Source organism: Brevundimonas sediminis (assembly GCF_048799765.1).
In the GTDB taxonomy this organism is placed as follows: Bacteria; Pseudomonadota; Alphaproteobacteria; order Caulobacterales; family Caulobacteraceae; genus Brevundimonas.
Window position 1 is genome coordinate 27630 of sequence record NZ_JBLYQK010000001.1, and the last position, 23515, is coordinate 51144.

At 67.9% G+C, this 23515-nt stretch carries 25 protein-coding genes; 13 read left to right on the forward strand and 12 right to left on the reverse strand.

The genetic code is table 11. The annotated features are described in order from the left end of the window. Window positions 1–24: 24 nt before the first annotated feature. Entirely contained in the window at window positions 25–486 is a 462-nt protein-coding gene (locus tag ACLQ7T_RS00165; RefSeq protein WP_420477583.1) for a low molecular weight protein-tyrosine-phosphatase, read from the reverse strand. A 53-nt stretch (window positions 487–539) separates the two neighbouring features. On the opposite strand from ACLQ7T_RS00165, the gene ACLQ7T_RS00170 reads away from it, so the two are divergent. Then, on the forward strand, window positions 540–911 hold the full coding sequence (locus ACLQ7T_RS00170; RefSeq protein ID WP_420477584.1) for a thioredoxin domain-containing protein: 372 nt from the start codon (window positions 540–542) through the stop codon (window positions 909–911). A gap of 208 nt (window positions 912–1119) precedes the next feature. Here ACLQ7T_RS00170 and ACLQ7T_RS00175 read toward each other — a convergent pair whose 3' ends face one another. Together ACLQ7T_RS00175 and mutL are read right to left on the reverse strand one after the other, a co-directional pair. Beyond that, window positions 1120–1950 (reverse strand): DUF4062 domain-containing protein, encoded by an 831-nt coding sequence (locus ACLQ7T_RS00175; RefSeq protein ID WP_489671784.1) that lies wholly within the window; start codon window positions 1948–1950, stop codon window positions 1120–1122. Between the two features lie 79 nt (window positions 1951–2029). Continuing rightward, the gene (mutL, locus tag ACLQ7T_RS00180; RefSeq protein ID WP_420477586.1) at window positions 2030–3913 is read right to left on the reverse strand and encodes a DNA mismatch repair endonuclease MutL; all 1884 of its coding nucleotides are present in this window, start codon (window positions 3911–3913) and stop codon (window positions 2030–2032) included. A gap of 125 nt (window positions 3914–4038) precedes the next feature. On the opposite strand from mutL, the gene ACLQ7T_RS00185 reads away from it, so the two are divergent. Further along, window positions 4039–4737 (forward strand): AIM24 family protein, encoded by a 699-nt coding sequence (locus ACLQ7T_RS00185; RefSeq protein ID WP_420477587.1) that lies wholly within the window; start codon window positions 4039–4041, stop codon window positions 4735–4737. Window positions 4738–4745: 8 nt separating this feature from the next. On the opposite strand, the gene ACLQ7T_RS00190 is transcribed toward ACLQ7T_RS00185, so the two are convergent. Further along, on the reverse strand, window positions 4746–4985 hold the full coding sequence (locus ACLQ7T_RS00190) for a DUF2164 domain-containing protein (RefSeq protein WP_420477588.1): 240 nt from the start codon (window positions 4983–4985) through the stop codon (window positions 4746–4748). Continuing rightward, a complete protein-coding gene (locus ACLQ7T_RS00195) occupies window positions 4982–6889 on the reverse strand; it encodes an ABC-F family ATP-binding cassette domain-containing protein (protein ID WP_420477589.1) in 1908 nt (635 codons plus the stop codon). The genes ACLQ7T_RS00190 and ACLQ7T_RS00195 overlap by 4 nt, the downstream gene beginning before the upstream one ends. A 142-nt stretch (window positions 6890–7031) precedes the next feature. On the opposite strand from ACLQ7T_RS00195, the gene ndk reads away from it, so the two are divergent. Next, window positions 7032–7451, forward strand: a complete 420-nt coding sequence (ndk, locus tag ACLQ7T_RS00200) for a nucleoside-diphosphate kinase (RefSeq protein WP_343793486.1) — start codon at window positions 7032–7034, stop codon at window positions 7449–7451. A 143-nt stretch (window positions 7452–7594) separates the two neighbouring features. Here ndk and ACLQ7T_RS00205 read toward each other — a convergent pair whose 3' ends face one another. Together ACLQ7T_RS00205 and purN are read right to left on the reverse strand one after the other, a co-directional pair. Then, window positions 7595–9652: a M13 family metallopeptidase gene (locus tag ACLQ7T_RS00205; protein ID WP_420477590.1), complete on the reverse strand. Its 2058-nt coding sequence runs from the start codon at window positions 9650–9652 to the stop codon at window positions 7595–7597. 81 nt (window positions 9653–9733) lie between these two features. Then, entirely contained in the window at window positions 9734–10330 is a 597-nt protein-coding gene (gene purN, locus ACLQ7T_RS00210; RefSeq protein WP_420477591.1) for a phosphoribosylglycinamide formyltransferase, read from the reverse strand. A gap of 130 nt (window positions 10331–10460) precedes the next feature. Here purN and ACLQ7T_RS00215 point away from each other — a divergent pair, with 130 nt between their 5' ends. Continuing rightward, window positions 10461–10931, forward strand: coding sequence for a hypothetical protein (locus ACLQ7T_RS00215; protein ID WP_420477592.1), 471 nt, complete (start codon window positions 10461–10463; stop codon window positions 10929–10931). 19 nt (window positions 10932–10950) lie between these two features. Here the strand turns inward: ACLQ7T_RS00215 and purM are convergent, their stop codons facing one another. After that, window positions 10951–11988: a phosphoribosylformylglycinamidine cyclo-ligase gene (purM, locus tag ACLQ7T_RS00220; RefSeq protein WP_420477593.1), complete on the reverse strand. Its 1038-nt coding sequence runs from the start codon at window positions 11986–11988 to the stop codon at window positions 10951–10953. Window positions 11989–12068: 80 nt separating this feature from the next. On the opposite strand from purM, the gene rnd reads away from it, so the two are divergent. Then, on the forward strand, window positions 12069–13217 hold the full coding sequence (gene rnd, locus ACLQ7T_RS00225) for a ribonuclease D (protein WP_420477594.1): 1149 nt from the start codon (window positions 12069–12071) through the stop codon (window positions 13215–13217). Between the two features lie 40 nt (window positions 13218–13257). On the opposite strand, the gene ACLQ7T_RS00230 is transcribed toward rnd, so the two are convergent. Both ACLQ7T_RS00230 and ACLQ7T_RS00235 read right to left on the reverse strand, forming a co-directional pair. Next, the gene (locus tag ACLQ7T_RS00230; RefSeq protein ID WP_420477595.1) at window positions 13258–13833 is read right to left on the reverse strand and encodes an HD domain-containing protein; all 576 of its coding nucleotides are present in this window, start codon (window positions 13831–13833) and stop codon (window positions 13258–13260) included. Between the two features lie 2 nt (window positions 13834–13835). After that, entirely contained in the window at window positions 13836–14297 is a 462-nt protein-coding gene (locus tag ACLQ7T_RS00235; RefSeq protein WP_420477596.1) for a peptidylprolyl isomerase, read from the reverse strand. Window positions 14298–14363: 66 nt separating this feature from the next. Between ACLQ7T_RS00235 and ACLQ7T_RS00240 the strand changes: the two genes are divergently transcribed. Continuing rightward, entirely contained in the window at window positions 14364–15092 is a 729-nt protein-coding gene (locus ACLQ7T_RS00240; RefSeq protein WP_420477597.1) for an RlmE family RNA methyltransferase, read from the forward strand. Here ACLQ7T_RS00240 and ACLQ7T_RS00245 read toward each other — a convergent pair. Continuing rightward, window positions 15089–15661: a DUF2061 domain-containing protein gene (locus ACLQ7T_RS00245; protein WP_420477598.1), complete on the reverse strand. Its 573-nt coding sequence runs from the start codon at window positions 15659–15661 to the stop codon at window positions 15089–15091. The two genes, ACLQ7T_RS00240 and ACLQ7T_RS00245, sit on opposite strands and share 4 nt — an antisense overlap. A gap of 129 nt (window positions 15662–15790) precedes the next feature. Between ACLQ7T_RS00245 and guaB the strand changes: the two genes are divergently transcribed. From guaB to ACLQ7T_RS00275, 6 genes are all read left to right on the forward strand, one after another. Continuing rightward, a complete protein-coding gene (gene guaB / locus ACLQ7T_RS00250; RefSeq protein WP_420477599.1) occupies window positions 15791–17248 on the forward strand; it encodes an IMP dehydrogenase in 1458 nt (485 codons plus the stop codon). Window positions 17249–17292: 44 nt separating this feature from the next. Continuing rightward, entirely contained in the window at window positions 17293–17667 is a 375-nt protein-coding gene (locus ACLQ7T_RS00255) for an MAPEG family protein (RefSeq protein ID WP_420477600.1), read from the forward strand. 10 nt (window positions 17668–17677) lie between these two features. Continuing rightward, complete coding sequence (locus ACLQ7T_RS00260; RefSeq protein ID WP_420477601.1) at window positions 17678–18982, forward strand: RsmB/NOP family class I SAM-dependent RNA methyltransferase; 1305 nt, start codon at window positions 17678–17680, stop codon at window positions 18980–18982. Then, window positions 18979–19689, forward strand: a complete 711-nt coding sequence (locus ACLQ7T_RS00265) for a 5'-methylthioadenosine/S-adenosylhomocysteine nucleosidase (protein WP_420477602.1) — start codon at window positions 18979–18981, stop codon at window positions 19687–19689. The genes ACLQ7T_RS00260 and ACLQ7T_RS00265 overlap by 4 nt, the downstream gene beginning before the upstream one ends. Further along, a complete protein-coding gene (gene guaA / locus ACLQ7T_RS00270; protein ID WP_420477603.1) occupies window positions 19686–21245 on the forward strand; it encodes a glutamine-hydrolyzing GMP synthase in 1560 nt (519 codons plus the stop codon). Before ACLQ7T_RS00265 ends, guaA begins: the two co-directional genes overlap by 4 nt. A 290-nt stretch (window positions 21246–21535) precedes the next feature. Then, complete coding sequence (locus tag ACLQ7T_RS00275) at window positions 21536–22789, forward strand: tyrosine-type recombinase/integrase (protein WP_420477604.1); 1254 nt, start codon at window positions 21536–21538, stop codon at window positions 22787–22789. Here the strand turns inward: ACLQ7T_RS00275 and ACLQ7T_RS00280 are convergent. Continuing rightward, window positions 22743–23036, reverse strand: a complete 294-nt coding sequence (locus ACLQ7T_RS00280; protein WP_333590336.1) for a helix-turn-helix transcriptional regulator — start codon at window positions 23034–23036, stop codon at window positions 22743–22745. The two genes, ACLQ7T_RS00275 and ACLQ7T_RS00280, sit on opposite strands and share 47 nt — an antisense overlap. Window positions 23037–23174: 138 nt before the next feature. On the opposite strand from ACLQ7T_RS00280, the gene ACLQ7T_RS00285 reads away from it, so the two are divergent. Further along, window positions 23175–23510 (forward strand): ArsR/SmtB family transcription factor, encoded by a 336-nt coding sequence (locus ACLQ7T_RS00285; RefSeq protein ID WP_333590335.1) that lies wholly within the window; start codon window positions 23175–23177, stop codon window positions 23508–23510. Window positions 23511–23515 lie beyond the last annotated feature (5 nt).

Genomic DNA, 23515 nt, shown 5'->3' on the forward strand with positions numbered 1-23515 from the left:
ACCCTAAACCCGAACGCCCGCCGATCAGAGGGCCCGAAGCTGCGCCGCCAGTTCCCGCGCCGCCGCCTCGACCTCGTCCCAGGTCGCCTCGAACCCGGCCTCGTCGCCGAACCAGGGATCGGTGACGGCCTGACCCTCGCGGCCGGGGACATGGTCGAGCAGCAGGCTGAGTTCGGCGGTGGCGTCGGCCGGGGCCAGCTTGCGCAGGTTGGCGAGGTTCTCGTGGTCGAGGGCGATCACGTGGGTGAAGCGGCGGAAGTCGCTCTTCGTCACCTGACGGGCGCGCAGGGCCGAGATGTCGACGCCGTGCCGGAGCGCCGTCCGCTGCGCCCGCTCATCGGGCGGCTCACCGGCGTGCCAGTTCCCGGTGCCGGCGGAGTCGATGATCAGGTCGAGCCGGAGCCGGGCCGCCTCGGCGCGCAGGGCGCCCTCGGCCAGCGGCGAGCGACAGATGTTGCCGAGGCAGACGAAGAGGACGGAGGGCATGGGGCGACCTGGGAGCGGGAGGGACCCGTGCAGTCTGAACGGTTCCGGGGCTGGTGGCGAACGGCGTTGAGCGCGCCCGGGCGTCCGGCAAGCGGGTCCTGCCGGTCATGGGCGCCGACGGGTGCAGCGACAGCCGCGCCCTGGCCGGCCGGCTGGAGACCGAACGCTTCGCCGCCCTGATCGAGCGCAAATACGAGCTGGTGTTCGTCAACATCGGCATGCCCCGCACCGGCGACGGCCACAACCTCGCCATCGCCCGCCGGTTCGGCCTGCCGGAACTGCCCGGCCTGCCCAATGTGCTGGTCCTGACCGCCGACGGGACGTTGGTGAACCCGGCGACTGCCACCAGCTGGCGGAATGCCGAGAGCCGGTCGGGCGATGCGATCTATGAGGAACTGGCGATGCTGGCGGATCGGGGGGTGTGAGGGGAGGGGGAGAGAGGGCGGCCCGCGGTTGAGGCCCGCCTGTCCGGCCCTCGGCCCGTATGTCGGTTCCCGGTCCCAAGCTATTCGACTTTCAGGTCGAGACAAAGGCGGGTAGCCTTAGGCGCTTGGCGAACGACAGATGATGCCAAAGTTGGCGAAGTGGATGGAACTCCTTGGGAGTTACATCAAAGACTGAGACTTACGGGGCTCAGGTCAGCTTTTGAAGAGCGCCTTTCACCTTAACGATCTTGCGTACTTCCTCGAGATGGCGCTTTGAAAACATCCACCCCTTCGCACCGGTTTTTGCAGGTATCCATTTGCCACCCGCATCCTTGAGCTTGTCCTTGAAGGCCGTGGCATCACCACGAACATAAAAAGCCTTTTCCGAGTAGTCTTCTAGCCAGATGGGGCCCTCCATCAATTGCAGTTCGTTTCCACTCGTCTCTGGCGTCTCTGCGGCGGGCGCGCCTGCTGTCTCACGCGTAGATTCTTTAGCTGCCTGAACAATTTTTTTGTCAATAACTGGTCCGACCGACATGTCGCGCATAACTATGGTTAAATGTCTGGACAGCTTCTCTTTCAGTTCATTGGCGGCTCTATAATCGTCCTGAATTCCCTTATCTCTAATTGATTGTTTAAATTCTTTTAGCTTTTTGTATTGATCAATATCTACCTGATCGATATCTACTTCTTTCTTTGAGTAGTATAGCATAACGGGCTTTTTGTTGGTCAGGAACCATTTTATCTCCTCGACCGTACCGCTCTCTTCAACGCCAGTCGGCGAGCCTAGCCGCGTCCAGAACGCGCCGATCAAGATGTCGCATCCACGTACAACCCTGTCATTGATAAGCGCTTGGGGGCGATCTCCCATCGCGGGAGCGCTGTGCGTTTCCCACATAACTGGAAGCAGAATTTTGCCCTGATCCTGCGAGTGCAACGAGTTCCACTCGTGCAGGCTTTGGGCAATCGCCAACCGTTCCTCGGGAACGTCAGACGGCGAGGCAATCAGTACGTTGAAGACAGTTGCGGAAAACGGCATCGCCAACCCATAGGTGAATCTCGCCCGAGCTGTGCCGTATCAGCTGAGCAGCCGCAAGGGGTTATACCTTTGTCCGGCTTCACCGTCGCCCGAACAGCTTCTCCAGATCCCCCAGCTTCAGCTCCACATAGGTTGGCCGTCCGTGGTTGCACTGGCCGCTGTGCGGGGTGGCTTCCATCTGCCTCAGCAACGCGTTCATCTCCGGCGCGCTGAGGACGCGGCCGGCGCGCACCGACCCGTGGCAGGCCATGGTGCCGCAGACCTCGGCCATGCGCTCCTTGAGCGACAGGGCGGCGCCGTGTTCGGCCAGGTCGTCGGCGATGTCGCGGATCAGGCCCTGGACGTCGGTGTCGCCCAGCAGGGCCGGGGTCTCGCGGACGAGGACGGCGCCGCCGCCGAAGGCCTCCACGATCAGGCCCAGCTCGGCCAGTTCGTCGGCGCGGGCGGCGATGCGGTCGGCCTCGGCGGGGTCGAGCTCGACCACCTCGGGCGCCAGCAGGGCCTGACGGGTGACGGCGCCCTCGGCCATCTGGGTCTTCATCCGCTCATAGACGAGCCGCTCGTGCGCCGCGTGCTGGTCGACCACGACCAGGCCGTCGCGGGTCTGGGCGACGATATAGGTGCCGTGCAACTGGGCGCGGGCGGCGCCTAATGGGTAGTCCAGCGGGTCGTGCGGCGGGGAGAAGGGCTGAGGGTCGAGGGTCGAGGGTCGAGGCGAGAAGCCGGAGATTGTGTCGAGGGTCTCGACGCGGGCCGAGCGGTCGTTGAGGCCGGGGAGGATCTGGGCGGTCTGGGTGGCGGGGGCGGCCCATTGCTGCCAGCCGCTGTAGCCGGCGGGTGAGCCAAATCCCTCGACCCTCGACCCTCGACCCTCGAACCCCGGCACGCCCTCATGCGCCCGGAACCCGCTCAGCGCATCCGCCGCCACCGTGGTGCTGGCCCGGTGCCCCGCGGCGGCCAGCGCGTGACGCAGGGCGCCGACGATCAGGCCGCGCACCAGCGCCGGGTCGCGGAAGCGGACTTCTGCTTTTGCGGGGTGGACGTTCACATCGACATAGAGCGGGTCGATGTCGAGGAAGAGGACCGCCGCCGGGTGCCGGTCGCGGGCGAGGAAGTCGGCGTAGGCGCCGCGCAGGGCGCCTTGCAGCAGGCGGTCCTTCACCGGACGGCCGTTGACGAACAGGAACTGGTGGGCGGCGTTGCCCCGGCTGTAGGTGGGCAGGCCCGCATAGCCGGACAGACGCACGCCGTCGCGCTCCTGATCGATCAGCAGGGCGTTGGCCTCGAAGTCCCGGCCCAGCAGGGCGGCGAGACGCTTCAGCCGGCCGTGGTCGCCGGGGTGTTCGGCGGGCAGGCGCAGGGTGGTCCGGCCGTCGAGGTCGAGGGTGAAGGCGACGGCCTCATGGGCCATGGCCTGGCGCTTGATCTCCTCCGAGATGGCCATGGCCTCGGCCCGCTCGGACTTCATGAACTTCAGGCGGGCGGGGGTGGCGTAGAAGAGGTCGCGGACCTCGACGCGGGCGCCGTGCGGGCCGGGGAAGCCGGCGGGGGCGACCGCCTTCTGGTCGCCGCCCTCGACGGTGATCTGGTGGGCGTCGCCGCCGTCCTTCGGGCGGGACGTGATGGTCAGGCGGGCGACCGAGCCGATGGAGGGCAGGGCCTCGCCCCGGAAGCCCAGGGTGTGGATGCGCAGCAGGTCGACGTCGCCCGCATCGTCGGGCTCGAGCTTGGAGGTGGCGTGGCGCTCGACGCAGAGGGCCAGCTGGTCCGGGGCCATGCCGTGGCCGTCGTCGGCGATGAGGATGCGCGACAGGCCGCCGCCGTCCGCCTGGATCTCGATGCGCGTGGCCCCGGCGTCGAGCGCATTCTCGACCAGCTCCTTGATGGCGCTGGCCGGGCGTTCGACCACCTCGCCCGCGGCGATGCGGTTGACGGTCTCGGGGGGGAGGCGGCGGATCGGCATGGATTCGGAAGTATGGCGCGATCCGGGGGAAGCAAGAAGAGGGCGCGGACGGCGAACCCCAGCTTGCGCGACGGGGGCGGAGTCGGCGAACCTGAGGGCCTTCACAACGCCTGTTTGAGGTTCCCATGCCGGTCAAGACCGTCGCCGAGTTCATCGCCGCCTACCGGGAGAAGGACGTCAGTCCGGACGCCTTCGAACTGGAGAACCAGTATCTGCTGGAGGTGAAGCTGGACGGCGCGATCTGGGCCAAGGCGGGGGCGATGGTGGCGCGCACCGGTCAGGTGAAATTCACCCGCCAGGGCCTGATGGAGCAGGGGCTCGGCAATCTGCTGAAGAAGGCCGTCAGCGGCGAGGGCATGGTGCTGATGAAGGTGGAGGGGCGCGGGCGCGTCTATCTGGCCGACACCGGCAAGAAGATCACCCTGCTGCGGCTCGACAACGAGACCATCTTCGCCAACGGCAACGACGTGCTGGCGCTGGAGACGGGCGTCAGCAACCAGATCACCATGATGAAGCGGATCGCCGGGATGATGTCCGGCGGCCTGTTCAATGTGAAGCTGAGCGGCAGCGGCATCGTGGCGATCACCAGCCACTACGACCCGCTGATCCTGAAGGTCAGTCGCGAGACCGGGCCGATCTTCACCGACCCCAACGCGACCGTGGCCTGGTCAGGCGGCCTGTCGCCGGAGATCGCCACCGACATCTCGCTGAAGACGCTGGTCGGCCGGGGCTCGGGCGAGAGCATCCAGATGAAGTTCGAGGGCGAGGGCTGGGTCGTGGTCCAGCCGTACGAGGAAACCTACATGCAGGCCGGGCAGTCGTAGGACCGCCGTCAGCTCCGCTCCAGCCCGGCGACGGCCTCGGCGAGGTCGTCGGCCTTCTGCTTCAGCACGGCCTGGGCGTCGTAGAGGGCGCGGTTGTAGAAGAAGGGACCGATCTCGCGGGCGAGGAAGTCGATCAGCATCTCGGCCGGGAGGTCGCGCAGCTCGACGTCCAGTTCGTCCCGGAAGTAGGGGCGCAGCTTCGCCGTGATGGCGGCGATCTCCTCGCGGCTGAATCTGATCGGGGTCATGCGGTGGCCTCGGCGAGGGCTTCCTCGGCCTCCATCCACGCCGCCTCGGCGGCGTCGAGGTCGGCCTGGGTCTTCGCCCGCGAGCGGCTGAGGCCTTCGAGCTTCTTCGGATCGTTGGCGGCGGCGTTGGCGAGGTCGTCGTCGAGGCGCGAGAGCTCGGCGGCGAGTTGGGTCATGCGCTCTTCGGCCTTCTTCACCGCATGCCTGAGCGTCGAAGGCGAGGGCCCGCTCTTCTTTGCGCCCCTATCGCTCGCGGCGCGGCCGCTCGCTGCCTGAGGGGCGGGCTCGCTGGACTGAGCCGGTTCGTGCTTGACCTGCGACGGCTTCATCCCGGCCTGTTTGGCGCGATCCAGGACGAATTTGGCGTAGTCGTCCATGTCGCCCTCGAAGGGGGTCACCGTGCCGTCGGCGGCCAGCCACAGGCGGTCGGCGACCAGCTCCATCAGCGAGCGGTCGTGGGTGATCAGGATGACGGCGCCGGTGTACTCGTTCAGCGCGTCGAGCAGGGCCCGGCGGCTGTCGATGTCGAGGTGGTTGGTCGGTTCGTCGAGGATCAGGATGTGGGGCGACTCCATCGCCACCAGGTTCAGCAGCAGGCGGGCGCGCTCGCCGCCCGACAGGCTGGCGACCGTGGTCTCCTGCTTCTGGAAGGGCAGGCCGAACTGGGCCAGCTTCGAGCGACGGCTGGACTCCGAGGCCTCCGGCATGGCCCGGCGGATGATTTCCAGCGGGGTGTCGGTCGGGTCCATGGCCTCGATCTGGTGCTGGTGGAACCAGCCCACGCGCATCTTGCCGTCGCGGTGGAACTCGCCGGTCTCGACCGTCAGGGCCTTGGCGATGAGCTTGGCGAAGGTCGACTTGCCGGCGCCGTTGACGCCCAGCAGGCCGATGCGGTCGTCCAGGTCCATGCGCAGGTTGAGATTGCGCAGGATGGGCTTGCCCGGCTCGTAGCCGACGTTGGCCTTCTCCAGCCGGATCAGGGGCGGGGGCAGGGGGCGTTCGGGCGAGGGCAGGACGAAGGGGGCGACGCGCTCCTCGGGCGGCAGCTCGATCCGCTCCATCTTCTCCAGCTTCTTGACCCGTGATTGGGCCTGGGTGGCCTTGGAGGCCTTGGCCTTGAAGCGGTCGATGAACTTCTGCAGGTGCGCGCGCTCGGCCTCCTGCTTGGACTGGGTCGCCGCCATCAGGCGCAGCTTCTCGGCCCGGGTCTTTTCGAAGGTGTCGTAGTTGCCGGTGTAGAGGTCCAGCTTGCGGTTCGAGAGGTGCAGGATGTGGGTGCAGACCTCGTTCAGCATCTCGCGGTCGTGGGAGATGATGAGGGCCGTCGCCGGGTATTTCTTCAGGCGGGCCTCAAGCCACAGGGCGCCTTCCAGATCGAGGTAGTTGGTCGGTTCGTCGAGCAGCAGCATGTCCGGCTCGGCGAACAGGGCCGCGGCCAGGGCCACGCGCATCCGCCAGCCGCCCGAGAAATGGGCCATGGGGCGGTGGATGTCTTCCTGGGAGAAGCCCAGGCCGACGAGGATTTCGGAGGCCCTGGCCGGGGCGGCGTCGGCGTCGATCTCGATCAGACGGCCCCAGATCTCGCCCATCTCTTCCGGCTCGGCGGTTTCGAGGCGGGTGAGCAGGTCGTGGCGTTCGACGTCGGCTTCCAGAATCGTCTCGAGCACCGAAACGGGGGTGGCCGGGTGCTCCTGGTCGACCGAGCCGATGCGGGCGGTCTTCGGCAGGGAGACTTCGTCACCGCCGGCGACCAGCTCGCCCAGAATGACCTTGAACAGGGTCGACTTGCCGATGCCGTTGCGGCCGACCAGACCGACCTTGGCGCCCGGCGGCAGGCTGACGGAGGCGTCGTCGAGGAACGAACGGCCCCAGGCGTTGAGGGTCAGGCGGTTGATCTGCAGCATAGTCCAGAACTCGGGCGCGCCCCCGACGCCGGACGACCGGCGATCGGTCAGCGATAGAGGCAAAATTGTGAGGCGGTTGGAAACCGGGGAGCGCGCGTCTATAAGCCCGCGACCTTCAATCTCCCAAACCAGAAGTCATCCCATGACCGAACGTACCTTCTCGATCATCAAGCCGGACGCCACCCGCCGCAACCTGACCGGCGCGATCAACGCCGTGATCGAAGGCGCCGGCCTGCGCATCGTCGCCCAGCGCCGCGTCAAGCTGTCGACCGACCAGGCCAAGAAATTCTACGAAGTGCACGCCGAGCGCCCGTTCTACGGCGAGCTGGTCGAGCAGATGACCGCCGAGCCGGTCGTCGTTCAGGTGCTGGAAGGCCCGAACGCCGTCGCCGCCTACCGTGAAGTCATGGGCGCCACCAACCCGGAACAGGCCGCCGAAGGCACCATCCGCAAGCAATTCGCCCTGTCGATCGGTGAAAACTCGGTCCACGGTTCGGACTCGCTCGAGAACGCCGGCATCGAGATCGCCCAGTTCTTCACCGAAGACCAGATCGTCGGCTAAACGCCGGGGCCGGTGACGGCCTGAAGAGTTCAGCGCCCCGTGTCCGGAGACGGATGCGGGGCGTTTTGCTGTCCGATGGAGGCCGAAACGAAAACGGCCCCGGGGATCGCTCGCCGGGGCCGTCGGTCTGTTCGCGGCGCGCCTTACCAGATGCGGGCGCGGGCCTCGGGGGCGAGGTACTGTTCGTCGCCGGGCTTGACCCCGAAGGCGGCGTACCAGGCGTCGATGTTCCGGGGCGGCACGGCGGCGCGGTACTGGCCCGGGGCGTGCGGATCGACGGTGACCTGCTGGCGCAGGGCGTCATCACGGATGTTCTCACGCCAGACCTGGGCCCAGCCGAGGAAGACCCGCTGGTCGCCGGTCAGGCCGTTGATGACCGGGGCGGGACGGCCCTCCAGGCTGCGGTGGTAGGCGTCGAGCGCCAGCAGAAGGCCGCCCAGATCGGCGATGTTCTCGCCCATGGTCAGGTCGCCGTTGACGTGGACGCCCTCGAACGGGGACAGGGCCGAATACTGGGCGCCGAGATTGGCCGCGCGGGCTTCGAAGCGGGCGGCGTCCTCGGCGGTCCACCAGTCGCGCAGCACGCCGTCGCCGTCCACCTTGCGGCCCTGATCGTCGAAGCCGTGGGTGATCTCGTGGCCGATGACGGCGCCGATGCCGCCGTAGTTGACGGCCGGATCGGCGTTCGGATCGAAGAAGGGGGCCTGGAGGATGGCGGCCGGGAAGACGATCTCGTTCCGGGGCGGGTTGTAGTAGGCGTTCACCGTCTGGGGCGTCATGCCCCATTCCAGGGGATCGACCGGCCGGGTCAGCTTGCCGAGGTTCCACTGCCAGTCGAAGGCCGAGGTGCGCTGGACGTTGCCGTACAGGTCATCGGCGGCGAGGCTCAGGCCGTCGTAGCTGCGCCACTGGTCCGGATAGCCGATCTTCACCCCGAAACGGCTCATCTTGTAGAGGGCCTGCTCGCGGGTGGCGTCGCTCATCCAGTCGAGGGTCCGGAGCCGCTCGGTCATGGCCGCGCGAATGTTGTCCACCAGGGCCTGCATGCTGGCCCGGGACTCCGGCGGGAAGTAGCGGGCGACGTATTCGCGACCGAGCGCCTCGCCGAGCGAGCCGTCGACGAGGGAGACGCCGCGTTTCCAGCGCGGACGGTTCTCGGGCTGGCCGCTGAGGGCCTTGCCGTAGAAGTCGAAACGGCCGTCGACGAAGTCTTGCGACAGATAGGGCGCCGCCTGGTTGATGACATGGAAGGCCTGCCACGCCTGAAGGGTGGCGATGGGCGTTTCGGCGAACACGCGGGCCATGCCGGGGTAGGCGCTGTCCTGGGACTGGACCAGACGCGGGGCGTTGCGGACGCCCGCGGCCTCGGCCCATCCGTTCCAGTCAAAGCCCGGGGCGTTGCGGACCAGGTCGGCGAGCGTCGTGGGCGAATAGCCTTTCTCGATGTCGCGGCTCTGGACCTGGGTCCAGTGCTGTTCGGCGATGCGGGTCTCGAAGGCGATCAGATCGGCCGCCGACTGTTCCGGATGGCTCCAGCCGGCCAGGGTGAGGGCGCGGGTGACCCAGGTCAGGTAGGCGGCGCGCTGGGGCGCGAAGGCGGGCTCCAGATAGTAGTCCCGATCCGGCAGGCCGAGGCCGCTCTGGACGATATAGGCGCTGTTCTGGTCGGGATCCTTCAGGTCTTCCGCCACATAGAGGCCGAACAGGCTGACGCCGAAACCGCCCTGGCTGCGCCCCATCAGGGCGGCCATCTTCTCGCGGGTGTCGGCGGCGCGGACGGCGGCCAGGTCGGCGCGAAGCGGGGCCGCGCCCAGCTGGTTCACCGTCGCCTCATCCATGAAGCTGGCGTAGAGGGCTCCGACCTGGCGCGCTTCGGGCGTGGAGGGACTGGCGGCGCTCTGTTCGATCAGACCCCGCAGGGCGGTCTGGGCGTTGTCGTACAGCATGTCGAAGGCGCCGTAGGACGTCTTGTCGCCCGGGATCGGGGTGTTCCGCAGATAGCGGCCGCTGGCGTAGCGGTTGAAGTCGTTCCCGGGCAGGACGTCGGTGTCCATGCCGTCGAGGTCGAAGCCCCAGGCGCCGATGGCGGGGTGAGGATCGTGGGCGGCGGCCGGGGTCCCGGGAGGGGTCTGGGCGTGGGCGCCGCCGGTGAGGGAAAGCGCGGCGCCGGCGACGCAGCAGAGAAGGCGAAGTCTGGGCATTGGAGGGCCTTTCGAAGTCCGGCGGCAGCCTGACTCCAACCCCCTCCGGTGTCGCGCCGAAATGTCGCGGATTACAAAATTCTAATGCAGGGCCCGGCAGAAGGCGGTGAGGGCGCGCGGATAGAGCTTGTGCTCGGCGACCAGGACCCGCTGGGCGAGACTCTCCGGCGTGTCCATGGGCAGGACCGGGACGTTCTCCTGATCAAGGATGGGGCCCTCATCGACCCCTTCGGTGACCAGGTGGACGGTGCAGCCGGCCTCCGCGTCGCCCGCCTCGATGGCGCGGGCGTGGGTGTCGAGCCCCGGATATTTCGGCAGCAGGCTGGGATGGATGTTGATCATCCGCGCCGCCCACAGCCGCACCAGGAAGGGCGTCAGCAGCCGCATGTAGCCGGCCAGGGCGACCACATCGATCGCATGCTCCATCAGGATGGCGTCGATGGCCCGCTCATGCGCCTCGCGGTCCTCGCCGTAGAGACGGTGATTGACCACGACGGTGGGGACGCCCCGGGCCTCGGCGACGGCGAGGCCGCCCGCGGTCGGACGGTTGGACAGCACGAGCGCGATCTCGAACGGCGCGCCCGGCTTCTGGGCGGCGTCGATAAGGGCGGCCATGTTGGAGCCGGCGCCGGAAATCAGCACGGCGACGCGGACACGACGGGGCGGGGATGCGGTCATCGACTCGGCCTCGGGAGGAGGGGGACCATTGCCGCCCGCGCCCGGTCGGGTCAACGGCGCGCGGAGGCGCTTGCGCGGCGACCTCCGGTCGGAAACAGTGGCGCCGACTGTTTCGAGGGGAGTTCAATCCATGTTCGCCGTGCTGTTCGCCGCCGCCCTGTTCACCCCGCCGATGCAGGCGGACGACACGACGCGGGATGTGCTGGTGAACGTCTGCCTGCCCTTCGTCGGCGGCGACCGGGACCTGACGCCGGCCGAGTTCATCGGCTTCTCCGTCGTCAGCCAGGACGGGACGGTCACGGAGATGGCGTCCGGCGAGGCGGCCCCGAAATACCTGCTGGAACTGACGGACGACGAGGGCGAGGACGACGGCGAGGTGAGGCGCGCCTGCACCCTGCAGGCGCGGACGATCGATTTCGCCTCGGCGCGCGGCGCGGTCCGTCGTCCGCTGGAGCAGAACGGCTTTGTCCTCGAACCGGTGGCGGCGCCCAACCGGATGATCTGGACGAAAGCCGGGGTGACCGTCTCGGTCCGGCAGGCGGAAGGGCGGGCGACCGTGGTGCGCGTGACCTATTCGAGCCTGGAGGCCGCCGGGGGCTGAGGTCCCCGCGCGACCGGGATCAGGCGGCTTCGAGCTGGCCGCAGACGAAGGCGACCTCGCCCGCGTTCAGCAGGGCGGCCAGCACCGGCTCGGCGTTTTCCGGCGCGACGATCAGGATGAAGCCGACGCCGCAGTTGAAGGTGCGGCGCAGTTCATGGTCCGAAATCCCGCCGACCTCGCCCAGCCACTGGAAGACGTGCGGCATCGGCCAGGCGTCCCAGTCGAACGCCGCCTGCAGACCGTCGGCGATGCAGCGCGGCGGGTTCTCGATCAGGCCGCCGCCGGTGATGTGGGCGGCGCCCTTGACCAGACCGGCCTTCATCAGCGGCAGCACCGGCTTCACATAGATGCGGGTCGGCTCCATCAGGGCCTGGGCCAGCGAGCGGTCCTTGGCGAAGGGGGCGTCGTCGGCCCACGACAGGCCGGACTTCTCGACCACCTTGCGGATCAGCGAATAGCCGTTGGAGTGCGGCCCCGACGAGCCGATGCCGATGATGATGTCGCCCGCCTGCTGGCGGTCCAGATACGGCAGGGCGTGGCCGCGCTCGACCGCGCCGAGGCTGAAGCCCGCCAGGTCGTAGTCGCCGCCGCTGTACATGCCGGGCATTTCGGCGGTCTCGCCGCCGACGAGGGCCGCGCCGGCCTGCCGGCAACCCTCGGCGATGCCGGCGACGACGCGACGGGCGGCGTCGATCTCGAGCTTGCCGGTGGCGTAGTAGTCGAGGAACAGCAGGGGCTCGGCGCCCTGGGCCAGCAGGTCGTTGACGCACATGGCGACCAGGTCGACGCCGACGCCGTCATGGCGGCCGGTTTCGATGGCGATCTTCAGCTTGGTGCCGACGCCGTCCGTGGTGGTGACGATCAACGGGTCTTCAAAACCGGCGGCCTTGAGGTCGAACAGGGCGCCGAAGCCGCCCAGCGAGGGTTCCGAGCCGGGGCGCGCGGTCGACTTCGCCAGCGGCTTGATATGCTCGACCAGCATCTCGCCGGCGTCGATATCGACGCCCGCATCCGCGTAGGTCAGGCCGTTCTTGAGGCTGTCGGAGGTGTCGCTCATCGGTCACGGGCCTGAATCAGTGGGCGGAAATATGTCGCGGCTCTTGCCACAACCGCGTCGCGCGGGGCTATAGCATCCCAATGACGCCGATCACCACCACCGAGGCGCTGCAAGATTTTTGCGCGCGACTGGCCCATGAGCCCTTCATCACCGTCGACACCGAATTCATGCGGGAGACGACGTACTGGCCCAAGCTGTGCCTGATCCAGGCGGCTTCGCCGACCGACGCCGCGATCATCGATCCGCTGGCCGAGGGCCTCGATCTGGAGCCCTTCCTGGCGCTGCTGCGGGACGAATCGATTCTGAAGGTCTTCCACGCCGCCCGTCAGGACGTGGAGATCTTCGCCAAGCTGGGCGCCATGCCCCGGCCGATGTTCGACACCCAGGTGGCCGCCATGGCCGCCGGCTTCGGCGATCAGGTCTCCTATGAGTCGCTGGTGCGCCAGATGCTGCGGCAGGAGGTCGACAAGGGCAGCCGCTTCACCGACTGGGCCCGCCGCCCGCTGTCGGACGCCCAGCTGACCTACGCCCTGGGCGACGTGACCCATCTGGCGGCCCTGTATCCCAAGCTGCGCGACCGGCTGCAGAAGGACGGCCGTCTGGACTGGGTGATGGCCGAGATGGGCGACCTGACCGACCCGGCCCTGTACGACACCGACCCGGCCAAGGCCTGGCGTCGCCTGAAGCCGAAGAAGTTCTCGGCCAAATACCTGGCCCCCTTCGTCGCCGCCGCCGTCTGGCGCGAGCGCGCGGCGCAGGAGCGCGACCAGCCGCGCGGCCGGATCCTGAAGGACGAGGCCATCGACGAGATCGCCGCCCAGGCGCCGCTGGACCCGGACGCCTTCAACCGCATGCGGTCGGTGCCCAAGGGCTTCGGCGCCTCGCGGCTGGGGCTGGAGCTGATCGCCGAACTGAAGCGCGTGATGGCCGATCCGGAAGCCCATGCGCCCAAGCTGGAGCGCCCGGCGCACAACCAGCCGGCCCCGCCGTCGGTGGTGGAGCTGCTGAAGGTGCTGCTGAAGGCCAAGAGCGACAACGCCGGCGTGGCCACCAAGCTGATCGCCAATGTCGCCGACCTGGAGAAGATCGCCCTGAGCGACGACGCCGACGTCGACGCCCTGAAGGGCTGGCGCCGCCAGCTGTTCGGCGAGGACGCGCTGAAGCTGAAACGCGGCGAGATCGCCCTGGTCCTGAATGGACCGCGGGTCGAGGTCGTGGAGATCGAGTAGAGAAGGGGCCGTCCGAAGGGGCGGCCTTTTTTTTGGCGGCTCAGGCGGTCAGGTCGGCGATCTCGCGCGCGATGTTGGCGCGGGCCTGTGTTTCGTACCGCTCCGCCCAGACCGGATCGGCGTAGAGCGCCGGGCTTTCCAGAAACCGGCCCATGATGGCCGCGCGGCCCGCCCGGTAGAAGGGCTCGGGCACGTGGGCGTATTCCTCGCGGATGGCGCGGGCGTAGGCGTCGTAGCGGTCGGGCGCGGCGCCGAGGATCGACAGGTCGATGGAGACGAGGCGGGCGCCGAGGGCGTCGCCGTCGCTGACCGAATGGCCGGCGGTCAGCAGGATCAGCCGCTCGACCTCGGCGATGAAGGCCGGATCGACGCCCTCGGCGGACAGATGCTCGCGCGCCAGACGGGCGCTGGCGGCTTCGTTGTCATTGCGGGCGGGGTCGTAGATCGCGTCGTGGAACCAGATCGCGGTCTCCAGCAGGTCACGCTGGTCGGCGGTCAGGTCGGTCGAGGCCCGGACCTGCGTCAGACAGTCCTCGATATGCGCCATCGCGTGATAGCGCCGGTGCGGTTCGCTGTAGCGCGCGATCAGCGCCTCACGAACCGCACCGGAGATCATGATCAGGCCACCGTGGCCTTGACGATCTTGCCCGGAGCGCGGGGCGGCTCGCCCTTCGGCAGGGCGTCGACGTGTTCCATGCCTTCAATGACGTTGCCCCAGACGGTGTACTGGCGGTCGAGGAAGGTGGCGTCGTCGAAGACGATGAAGAACTGGCTGTTGGCCGAGTTCGGGTCCGAGGTGCGGGCCATCGACACGGCGCCGCGGGTGTGGGGCTCGGCCGAGAACTCCTGCTTGATGTTCGGCTTCTTGGAGCCGCCGGTGCCGGTGCCGGTCGGATCGCCGCCCTGGGCCATGAAGCCCGGGATCACGCGGTGGAAGACGACGCCGTCGTAGAAGCCTTCCGACGCCAGGTCGGTGATCTGCTTGACGTGGTTCGGCGCCAGGTCCGGGCGCAGCTTGATGACGACGTCGCCGCCGGCGCCGTCGCCGTTGTCGAGAGTCAGGGTGAGGGTTTCGGCCATCGGCGCGCTCCTTTGAAATATCGCGGGGTCATAGCCCGCAAACGCGGTCGCGGCTATGTGGGTGTGATGAGCGAAGACGAAAAGCCCCCTGAACGCCGCCGGATGGTGCGTCCGCCCTCGGGCGGGACCGCCGCAGGGCGCGGCATGGGCACCAAGATGAAGACGGCGGACACCAAGTCGATGTCCAGCCAGCAGTGGATCAAGCGGCAGCTGTCGGACAAATGGTCCGAGAAGGCGCGGGCCGAGGGCTGGCGCTCGCGCGCGGCCTTCAAGCTGATCGAGATCGACGACCGTTTCCGCCTGATCAAGCCGGGCAGCCGGGTGATCGACCTGGGCGCGGCGCCGGGCGGCTGGGTGCAGGTGGCGCTGAAGCGCGGGGCCAAGGCCGTGGTGGGCGTGGACCTGCTGCCGATCGAGCCGGTGCCGGGCGCCGAGCTGATCCAGGCGGACTTCACCCATCCTGGCGTCGATCAGCAGATGATGGAGTTGCTGGGCGGGCCGCCGGATCTGGTGCTGTCGGACATGGCGCACAATACGGTGGGGCACCGGAAGACGGACCACCTGAAGATCATCGCCCTGATCGAGATCGCGGCGGACTTCGCCATCCGCACCCTGCGGCCGGGCGGGGCCTTCGTGTCCAAGAATTTCCAGGGCGGCGACGCCGGCGGCGTGCTGGCGCGTCTGCGCGAGGAGTTCGAGACGGTGAAATACGTGAAGCCGGAATCGAGCCGCAAGGACAGCGCCGAGGTGTTCCTGGTGGCGCTGAACAAGCGCCAGGGCGAGATCAGGCGCTAGGCCGAGGCCAGCTTCTCCGCCGCGCGGCGGGCCTTGCGGGCCTCGATGCCGGTCCAGACGCGGTCGTGGATGGTGAAGAAGACCGTCTGCACCAGCGGCTCCAGCAGGCCGATGGTCAGGGCCAGGCCGATGTTCCGGGTCAGGGCGAAGGCGACCAGCACGGCCACGGTGAAATGCATCAGGCCGTAGGTGACGGACTTGAGCGCGATCTGCTTCAGCGAGCGGGGCAGGGCGTGGCTGTGGCCGTGGTGCCCGTGCCCATGCCCGTGCCCGCCGTGGGCGCGGGTCTGCTCGGCCGGGTCCATGACGCCCAGACGGGCGGTGAAGGCCTCGGACGCCTCCTCGACGCCCGACAGCATCCGGCGCCGCTCGATGCGGTGCCAGACCCGGTCGTGGATCGAATAGGCGATGGTCTGGAAGAAGGGCTCGACCACCCCGACCGCCAGGGCCAGCCGCCAGTCGCGCGTGATCGCGAAGGCCACCAGGATGGCGACCACCAGGTGCATCACGCCGTAGCTGGCGATCTTGAGCGCCAGCCGGCGGGCCGTGGTGAGCAGGATGCGAACCATTCTCGCCAGATTGGGTGATGAGCCCCGCGACGCAAGGCAATTTTTCTTATCGCTCCAATAGCTCGCCCGGGGGCCTTGCGGTTCCGGCCCGGCTGCGGTTATACGCGGCCCGCAAAACGGAGACTCCTCATGGAGATACGCGAAGGCTTCACCTTCGATGATGTTTTGCTCGAACCCGGCCCGTCCGAGTTCATGCCGGCGATGGTCGATGTCTCGACCCAGCTGACCCGCGACATCAAACTGAACATCCCGCTGCTGTCGTCCGCGATGGACACGGTGACCGAAAGCCGTCTGGCCATCGCCATGGCGCAGGCCGGCGGTCTGGGCGTGCTGCACCGGAACATGACCATCGAGGAGCAGGCCGACCAGGTCCGCGCCGTGAAGCGCTATGAAAGCGGCATGGTGGTCAATCCGGTGACCGTCGGCCCCGAGACGACGCTGGGCGAGGTTCGCCAGATCGTCGAGCGCAAGAAGATCACCGGCTTCCCGGTCGTCGACCCGAAGACGGGCAAGCTGGTCGGGATGCTGACCAACCGCGACATGCGGTTCGAGAGCGATCTCAACGTCAAGGCCGCGGCCCTGATGACCACCGGCGACCTGATCACGGTGCGCGAGGGCGCCAGCCGTGAAGAGGCCCGCGAACTGCTGCGGACCCGCAAGATCGAACGGGTCATCGTCGTCGACGAGGACTATCGGGCCGTGGGCCTGATCACCATGAAGGACATCGAGAAGGCCCAGGCCTTCCCGAACGCCGCCAAGGACGAGCAGGGCCGCCTGCTGGTCGGCGCGGCCTCGACGGTCGGCGACTCCGGTTTCGAACGGGCGATGGCGCTGGCGGACGCCGGGTGCGACGTGGTGGTCATCGACACCGCCCACGGCCATTCGGCTTCGGTCGCCGCCGTGGTCGAACGCATCAAGCGCGAGAACAACCGCCTGCAGATCATCGCCGGCAACGTCGCCACCTATGACGCCACCCGCGCCCTGATCGACGCGGGCGCCGATGCGGTGAAGGTCGGTATCGGCCCGGGCTCCATCTGCACCACCCGCATCGTCGCGGGCGTGGGCGTGCCCCAGCTCACCGCCGTGATGGACTCGGCGCGCGCGGCCAGGGGCACCGGCGCCTCGGTCATCGCCGACGGCGGCATCAAATATTCGGGCGATCTGGCCAAGGCCATCGCGGCCGGCGCCAACGTGGCCATGATGGGCTCGATGTTCGCCGGTACCGACGAGAGCCCCGGCGAGGTCTTCCTGTACCAGGGCCGGAGCTACAAGTCGTACCGCGGCATGGGCTCGGTCGGCGCCATGGGCGCGGGCTCGGCGGACCGCTACTTCCAGAAGGAAGTGTCATCCGAGAAGCTGGTGCCCGAGGGCATCGAGGGCCAGACCCCCTACAAGGGGCCGATCAGCCCCGTCCTGCACCAGCTGGTCGGGGGCCTGCGCGCCTCGATGGGCTATGTGGGCGCCGGGACCATTCCGGACTTCCAGGAGCGGGCCCGGTTCGTGCGCATCACCGGCGCCGGCCTTCGTGAGAGCCACGTCCATGACGTGATGATCACGCGCGAGGCTCCGAACTATCGTCAGGGCTGAACCGGGGAGGGCAAGCCATGGATATGACGCCTGAATTCATTCTGTTGGCTTTCACCCTCATCCTCGCGGTGATCCAGATCGGCGCGGCGGGCATCGCGCGCACCGCCGAACTGGGCGCCAGGTGGAACGCCGGTCCGCGCGACGGGGAAAACCCGCCGCCGGGCAAGCTGGCCGGACGCCTTATGCGGGCGCAGGCCAATCTGTTCGAGACCCTGCCGCTGTTCATCGGCGCGGTGCTCATGGCCCATGTGACCGGGAAGGACGGGGGAACCCTGACCTTCCTGGGCACGCATCTCTATTTCTTCGGGCGGGTGATCTACGTCCCGCTCTACGCCTTCGGCGTGCCCGTCGTCCGTTCGCTGGTCTGGCTGATCGCCACCGCCGGGCTGTTGATGGTCATCGCCGCTTTGTTCGTTTGAAAGACCTGACTTGACCCCAGCCGCCCGCCTCGCCGCCGCCGCCTCCATCCTGGACAGCATCGCCCAGGGGCGTCAGCCCGCCGAAGCCGTGCTGAAGACCTGGGGGGCAGCCAACCGCTACGCCGGGTCCAAGGACCGCCGGGCCATCGCCGACCGCGTCTACAAGGTGCTGCGCGCCCGTGGGCGCCTGGTCTGGGCCATGGGCGGACGCGAGGACGGGCGGGCGCTGGTGATCGGCTCGCTGAGCCTGATCGACGGCCTGCCGCTGGAGGAGATCGAGGTTCTGCACTCGGGCGACGGCTACGGCCCGCGTCCGCTGTCCAAGCAGGAGCGCTCGCGCCTGACCGCCGCCGGTGAAGGCGAGCTTCCCGGCTGGGTGGCCTCGGGCCTGCCCGAGTTCGCGGTCGAGGATTTCAAGGCGACCTACGGCGACCGCTGGGCCGAGGAGGCGCGGGAGCTGATGGCGCCGCGCGCGCCGATCGACCTGCGGGTCAACGGCCTGCTGGCCACGACGGCCGAGGTCGAGGCCGAGCTGAAGGCGGCCGGTCTGGAGCCGGAGCCGACGCCCTTCTCGACCTTCGGTCTTCGCCTGCCCAGCGAGCCGCCGCCGAACGTGCAGGCGCTGGAGGCTTTCAAACAGGGTCATATCGAGATCCAGGACGAGGGCAGCCAGATCGTCTCCTGGCTGGCCGGCGCGCAGCCGGGCATGACGGTGGTCGACTATTGCGCGGGCGGGGGCGGCAAGACCCTGGCGCTGGCTCAGGCCATGCAGGCGCAGGGCACGCTGGTCGCCTGTGACGTGGTGCAGAAGCGACTGGACAACATCCGGCCCCGGCTGACGCGCGCGGGCGTTGCGGCGGACCTCTGTCTGCTGGGCCAGAACGGCGGCGGGATCGAGGACCTGAACGGTCAGGTGGACGTGGTCTTCGTCGATGCGCCGTGCAGCGGCTCGGGCACCTGGCGGCGGCGTCCGGAAGACGCCTGGCGGCTGACGGCCGAGGAGGTCGAACGGCTGCACGCCCTGCAGGTCCGCATCCTGGGTCAGGCGTCACAGCTGGTGAAGCCGGGCGGGCGGCTGGTCTATGTGACCTGTTCGATGCTGAGCCGCGAGAACGAGGCCTCGATCGCGGCCTTCGAGGCGGCGCATCCGGAATTCACGCCGGTGGCGGTGGCCGGGGCCCTGTCGGACGCGGGCCTGAACAGCGAGGGCGCCGCGACGCTCGCGGCGAAGGCGGACGGGCATCGTCTGCGGCTGTCCCCGGCCTCGACCCACACCGACGGCTTCTTCGCCGCCGTCTACGAGCGCGCTTCGTGAGCGGCGCCTGGCGCATGGAGCGATACGGCGACGTGTCGGTCCTTTGCGTCATGGCGGCCCCGGCGGAGTACGGCGCCCATCTGCAGGCCCGCATCCGGCCCCTGATGACCGGCATCGGCCCGGTCGAGGGCGCGGTCGCCCTGACCGCCGCGCTGGCGCGGCTGGAGGCGAGGGGAGGGCTGCCTGACCTGGTGCTGTCGCTGGGCTCGTGCGGCTCACCGACGCTGGAGCATGCGGCGGTCTATCAGGCCTCGTCGGTTTCCTATCGCGACATGGACGCCAGTCCGCTGGGCTTTCCGAAGGGGATCACGCCCCTGTTGAACCGACCCGCGGTGATGCCCCTGCCGTGTCCGATCCCGGGCGTGCCGACCGCCTCCCTGTCGACCGGAGCCAACGTGGTTTCGGGCGCCGCCTATGCCGCCATCGACGCCGATATGGTGGACATGGAGACCTTCGCCCTGCTGCGCGCCTGCCAGACGTTCGACCTGCCTCTGGTGGCCCTGCGCGGGGTGTCGGACGGTCGCGCCGAGCTGAAGGCGCTGGAGGACTGGACCTCCACCCTGCATCACGTCGACGAAAACCTGGCGGCGGCGCTGGACCGCCTGATCGCCGTGCTGCAGGTCGACGGCCTCGCCGCCCTTGAATTCGCCGTGTCAGACGGCCAAGACCCCGCCCATTCCACGCCCTCCCCGGAATCGCTCGCATGACCCAGTCCGCCCACCAGAAAGTCCTCATCGTCGACTTCGGCAGTCAGGTGACCCAGCTGATCGCGCGGCGCCTGCGCGAGGCCAGCGTCTATTGCGAGATCCATCCGTTCCAGAAGACCGAGGCGGCGCTGGAGGCCATCAAGCCGGCGGCCATCATCCTGTCGGGCGGGCCGGAGAGCGTGCACGAGGAAGGGAGCCCTCGCGCGCCGCAGGCGGTGTTCGAGGCGGGCGTGCCGGTGCTGGGCATCTGCTACGGCGAGATGACGATGTGCGAGCAGCTGGGCGGCAAGGTCGAGGGCGGCCACACCCGCGAGTTCGGCCGCGCCGAGATCACCGTCGAGAAGGCTTCGCCCCTGCTGGCCGGCCTGGCCCCGGTCGGTGAGGAAGAGACCGTCTGGATGAGCCACGGCGACAAGATTGTCGCCATCCCCGAGGGCTTTGACGTCGTCGCCTCGTCGTCGGGGTCGCCCTATGCCGTGATCGCCGACGAGGCCCGCCGCTTCTACGGCGTGCAGTTCCACCCGGAGGTGATGCACACCCCGCGCGGCCATCAGATGCTGAAGAACTTCACCCACGGCATCGCCGGGCTGAAGGGCGACTGGACCATGGCGGCCTATCGCGACGAGAAGATCGCCCAGATCCGCGAACAGGTCGGCGACGCCAAGGTGATCTGCGGCCTGTCGGGCGGCGTCGACAGCTCGGTCGCCGCCGTGCTGATCCACGAAGCCATCGGCGACCAGCTGACCTGCGTGTTCGTGGACACCGGCCTGCTGCGCAAGGACGAGGCCAAACAGGTCACGACCCTCTTCCGCGAACACTACAACATCCCGCTTGTGCACGTTGATGCGTCGAAGGAATTCCTGGGCGAGCTGGCGGGCCAGTCGGACCCGGAGACCAAGCGCAAGACCATCGGTCGGGTCTTCATTGAGATCTTCGATCGCGAGTCCGCCAGGATCGAGGGCGCCGAGTTCCTGGCCCAGGGGACGCTGTATCCGGACGTCATCGAGAGCGTGTCGTCGTCCAGCGGCAAGGCCCACGTCATCAAGAGCCACCACAACGTCGGCGGCCTGCCGGACTATATGAAGCTGAAGCTGGTCGAGCCGCTGCGCGAGCTGTTCAAGGACGAGGTCCGGGCACTGGGCCGCGAGCTGGGGCTGAGCGAGGCCTTCGTCGGCCGCCACCCGTTCCCCGGACCGGGCCTGGCCATCCGCATTCCTGGTGAAATCACGCCGGAGGCTGTGGCCACGTTGCAGGACGCGGACGCCATCTATCTGGAAGAGATCCGCAAGGCGGGCCTGTACGACGACATCTGGCAGGCCTTCGCCGTGCTGCTGCCGGTCAAGACCGTCGGCGTCATGGGCGACGCCCGCACCTATGAGAAGGTGCTGGCCCTGCGCGCCGTCTCCTCGACCGACGGCATGACCGCCGACTTCTACCAGTTCCCGTGGGACGTGCTGGGCAAGACCGCGACCCGGATCATCAACGAGGTCCGCGGCGTGAACCGCGTCGTCTACGACGTGACCTCCAAGCCGCCCGGCACGATCGAGTGGGAATAATTCGGGCCTTTCGGGAGCTTTCGAGAACGCTTCCGAAATGGGCTGTAAGTTGCTGACGCGAAAGTGAATTCTGTCGAGACCCTTCGAAGCCTTTCGGAGGGTCTTTTTTTCGTGATGCCGACCTGTCTGACGGTATCGCGCCCCGTTGCTCCCATGGATTCCGGCTCATACCGTCTGGGCCACGGCGAGCCGATGACGGTATTCTTCTCAAGCAAGACGCTGAAAAGGCGAGAAAATATCGACCTCGAACCGCCGATTTCCGGGCCTGTCCGGTGCGAGGAGATTTTACCGTGCTTACCGATGCCGCTCTGAAGAATTTGAAGCCAAAATCAAAGCCTTACAAGAGTACCGACAGGGACGGCTTATACGCCTACATCTCGCCTGGGGGAGCGATCTCGTTCCGCTACGACTACCGCTTCAACGGTCGGCGAGAGACGCTCACCCTGGGGCGCTACGGGCGGGGAGGTTTGAGCCTGTCGCAGGCGCGGGAACGTCTGTTCGAGATCAAGCGGACCATCGCGGACGGCGTGTCGCCTGCCTTGGAGAAGCAGCGCGCCAAGCGCCGGTTGAAGGAAGCGCGCAGCTTCGAGCATGTCGCCCAGCGCTGGATGGACACCGCGCCCATGGCGGACAGCACCCGGAACATGCGCCGATCGATCTTCAATCGCGAGGTTCTGCCGCAGTGGCGAAACCGCCTGCTCAGCGAGATCACTCCCGACGACATCCGGGCGCACTGCAAGACCATCGTGGACCGCGGCGCGCCGGCGACGGCGATCCATGTGCGCGACATCGTCAAACAGATCTACGCTTGGGCCATCCTGCACGGGGAGAAGATCGACAATCCGGCGGACGGCGTCGGGCCGGCGTCGATCGCGACCTTCCGGCCGCGAGACCGCAGCCTGTCGCCGAGCGAGATCCGCATCATGCTGGGGCTTCTCGGAGAGGTGGCGACCCTGCCGACCATCCGGCTCGGGTTGAAGTTCATCCTGCTCAGCATGGTGCGAAAGAGCGAACTGCAGGACGGCGTCTGGCCGGAGGTAGATTTCGAGAACGCGGTCTGGTCCATCCCGGCCGCGCGGATGAAGCGCTCCCGGCCCCACAACGTCTATCTGTCGACGCAGATGCTCGACATCCTGATCGCCCTGAAGACCTGCGCCGGGAACTCCAGATACATCCTGCCCTCCCGCTACGACGCGGACGCGCCGATGTCGCGGGCGACCTTCAATCGTGTGACCTCCGCCATCGCCGAACTGGCGAAGAAGCGGGGATTGCCGTTGGAGCCGTTCACGGTGCACGACCTGCGGCGGACAGCCTCCACCCTGCTGCACGAGATGGGCTTCAACTCGGACTGGATCGAAAAGGGCTTGGCTCACGAGGAGCGGTCGTCGCGCGGCGTCTACAACAAGGCGGAGTTCGAGATGCAGCGACGGCACATGGCGCAGCAGTGGTCAGACGCGGTCGAGGCCTGGGAGGCCGGGCGGACGTTCACGCCGGTGCTCAGTGTGCCGGAGGGAGAGGGGCCTCGCTTCGATCCGAAGTTCTGACGGGTCGGGTGATGCGTCGGCGGACGTCGGGCGGCGCCGCGCGGTGGATCGGCTGGTTGCGGCGGCGCTCGAGCCAGGCCTCGACCTCGGCCAGGTCCCAGACCACGCAGCGGGGCGTCAGGAGGAACCGCTTCGGAAACTCGCCCCGGCGCTCCATCTCCCAGATGGTGCTGTCGGCGAGCGGCACCATCTGGTGCAGTTCAGGCTTCTTGATCGTGCGCCGCAGGGGCGGGGTGGTCTGGCCCATCGATATCTCCGCTTTTGCTGCGGGGAATCGAACTCGAAAGGTTGCTACAGGCCTAGCCGTACCCTCTCCACCGTAGATTTGCGGCCCGTGTGAGGATGAGCAGCTTGAATATTTCTATATTTCTACTAATTCAGAAATATGGAAACCGAAACCTCGATTCTCGCTCTTGCGGCCTTGGCGCAATCAACGCGACTGGAGGCGTTTCGCCTTTTGGTCCGCCACGAGCCCGACGGTCTGGCGGCCGGTGACATCTCCAACCATCTGGCCATCCCGGCCAACACGCTGTCGTCCCATCTCGGCGTCCTGACCCGGGCGGGGTTGATCAAGTCGGAGCGTCGCAGCCGGTCGATCATCTACCGCGCCGATCTGGACCGCCTTCGCGATTTGGTCCTGTTCCTGCTCAAGGACTGCTGCGGGGGCAGGGCGGACCTGTGCGAGCCGCTTCTGGCAGAACTCGCGCCTTGCTGTCCCTGAGGACG

Coding starts and splice junctions, on each gene's coding strand:
- ACLQ7T_RS00240 (WP_420477597.1), top strand. CDS start 14,364: ATGAGCGAAGACGAAAAGCCCCCTGAACGCCGCCGGATGGTGCGTCCG.
- ACLQ7T_RS00235 (WP_420477596.1), bottom strand. CDS start 14,297: ATGGCCGAAACCCTCACCCTGACTCTCGACAACGGCGACGGCGCCGGC.
- guaA (WP_420477603.1), top strand. CDS start 19,686: ATGACCCAGTCCGCCCACCAGAAAGTCCTCATCGTCGACTTCGGCAGT.
- ACLQ7T_RS00165 (WP_420477583.1), bottom strand. CDS start 486: ATGCCCTCCGTCCTCTTCGTCTGCCTCGGCAACATCTGTCGCTCGCCG.
- rnd (WP_420477594.1), top strand. CDS start 12,069: ATGACGCCGATCACCACCACCGAGGCGCTGCAAGATTTTTGCGCGCGA.
- ACLQ7T_RS00245 (WP_420477598.1), bottom strand. CDS start 15,661: ATGGTTCGCATCCTGCTCACCACGGCCCGCCGGCTGGCGCTCAAGATC.
- purN (WP_420477591.1), bottom strand. CDS start 10,330: ATGACCGCATCCCCGCCCCGTCGTGTCCGCGTCGCCGTGCTGATTTCC.
- ACLQ7T_RS00175 (WP_489671784.1), bottom strand. CDS start 1,950: ATGCCGTTTTCCGCAACTGTCTTCAACGTACTGATTGCCTCGCCGTCT.
- ACLQ7T_RS00195 (WP_420477589.1), bottom strand. CDS start 6,889: ATGCTGCAGATCAACCGCCTGACCCTCAACGCCTGGGGCCGTTCGTTC.
- purM (WP_420477593.1), bottom strand. CDS start 11,988: ATGAGCGACACCTCCGACAGCCTCAAGAACGGCCTGACCTACGCGGAT.
- ACLQ7T_RS00185 (WP_420477587.1), top strand. CDS start 4,039: ATGCCGGTCAAGACCGTCGCCGAGTTCATCGCCGCCTACCGGGAGAAG.
- mutL (WP_420477586.1), bottom strand. CDS start 3,913: ATGCCGATCCGCCGCCTCCCCCCCGAGACCGTCAACCGCATCGCCGCG.
- guaB (WP_420477599.1), top strand. CDS start 15,791: ATGGAGATACGCGAAGGCTTCACCTTCGATGATGTTTTGCTCGAACCC.
- ACLQ7T_RS00215 (WP_420477592.1), top strand. CDS start 10,461: ATGTTCGCCGTGCTGTTCGCCGCCGCCCTGTTCACCCCGCCGATGCAG.
- ACLQ7T_RS00285 (WP_333590335.1), top strand. CDS start 23,175: ATGGAAACCGAAACCTCGATTCTCGCTCTTGCGGCCTTGGCGCAATCA.
- ACLQ7T_RS00190 (WP_420477588.1), bottom strand. CDS start 4,985: ATGACCCCGATCAGATTCAGCCGCGAGGAGATCGCCGCCATCACGGCG.
- ndk (WP_343793486.1), top strand. CDS start 7,032: ATGACCGAACGTACCTTCTCGATCATCAAGCCGGACGCCACCCGCCGC.
- ACLQ7T_RS00205 (WP_420477590.1), bottom strand. CDS start 9,652: ATGCCCAGACTTCGCCTTCTCTGCTGCGTCGCCGGCGCCGCGCTTTCC.
- ACLQ7T_RS00280 (WP_333590336.1), bottom strand. CDS start 23,036: ATGGGCCAGACCACCCCGCCCCTGCGGCGCACGATCAAGAAGCCTGAA.
- ACLQ7T_RS00230 (WP_420477595.1), bottom strand. CDS start 13,833: ATGATCTCCGGTGCGGTTCGTGAGGCGCTGATCGCGCGCTACAGCGAA.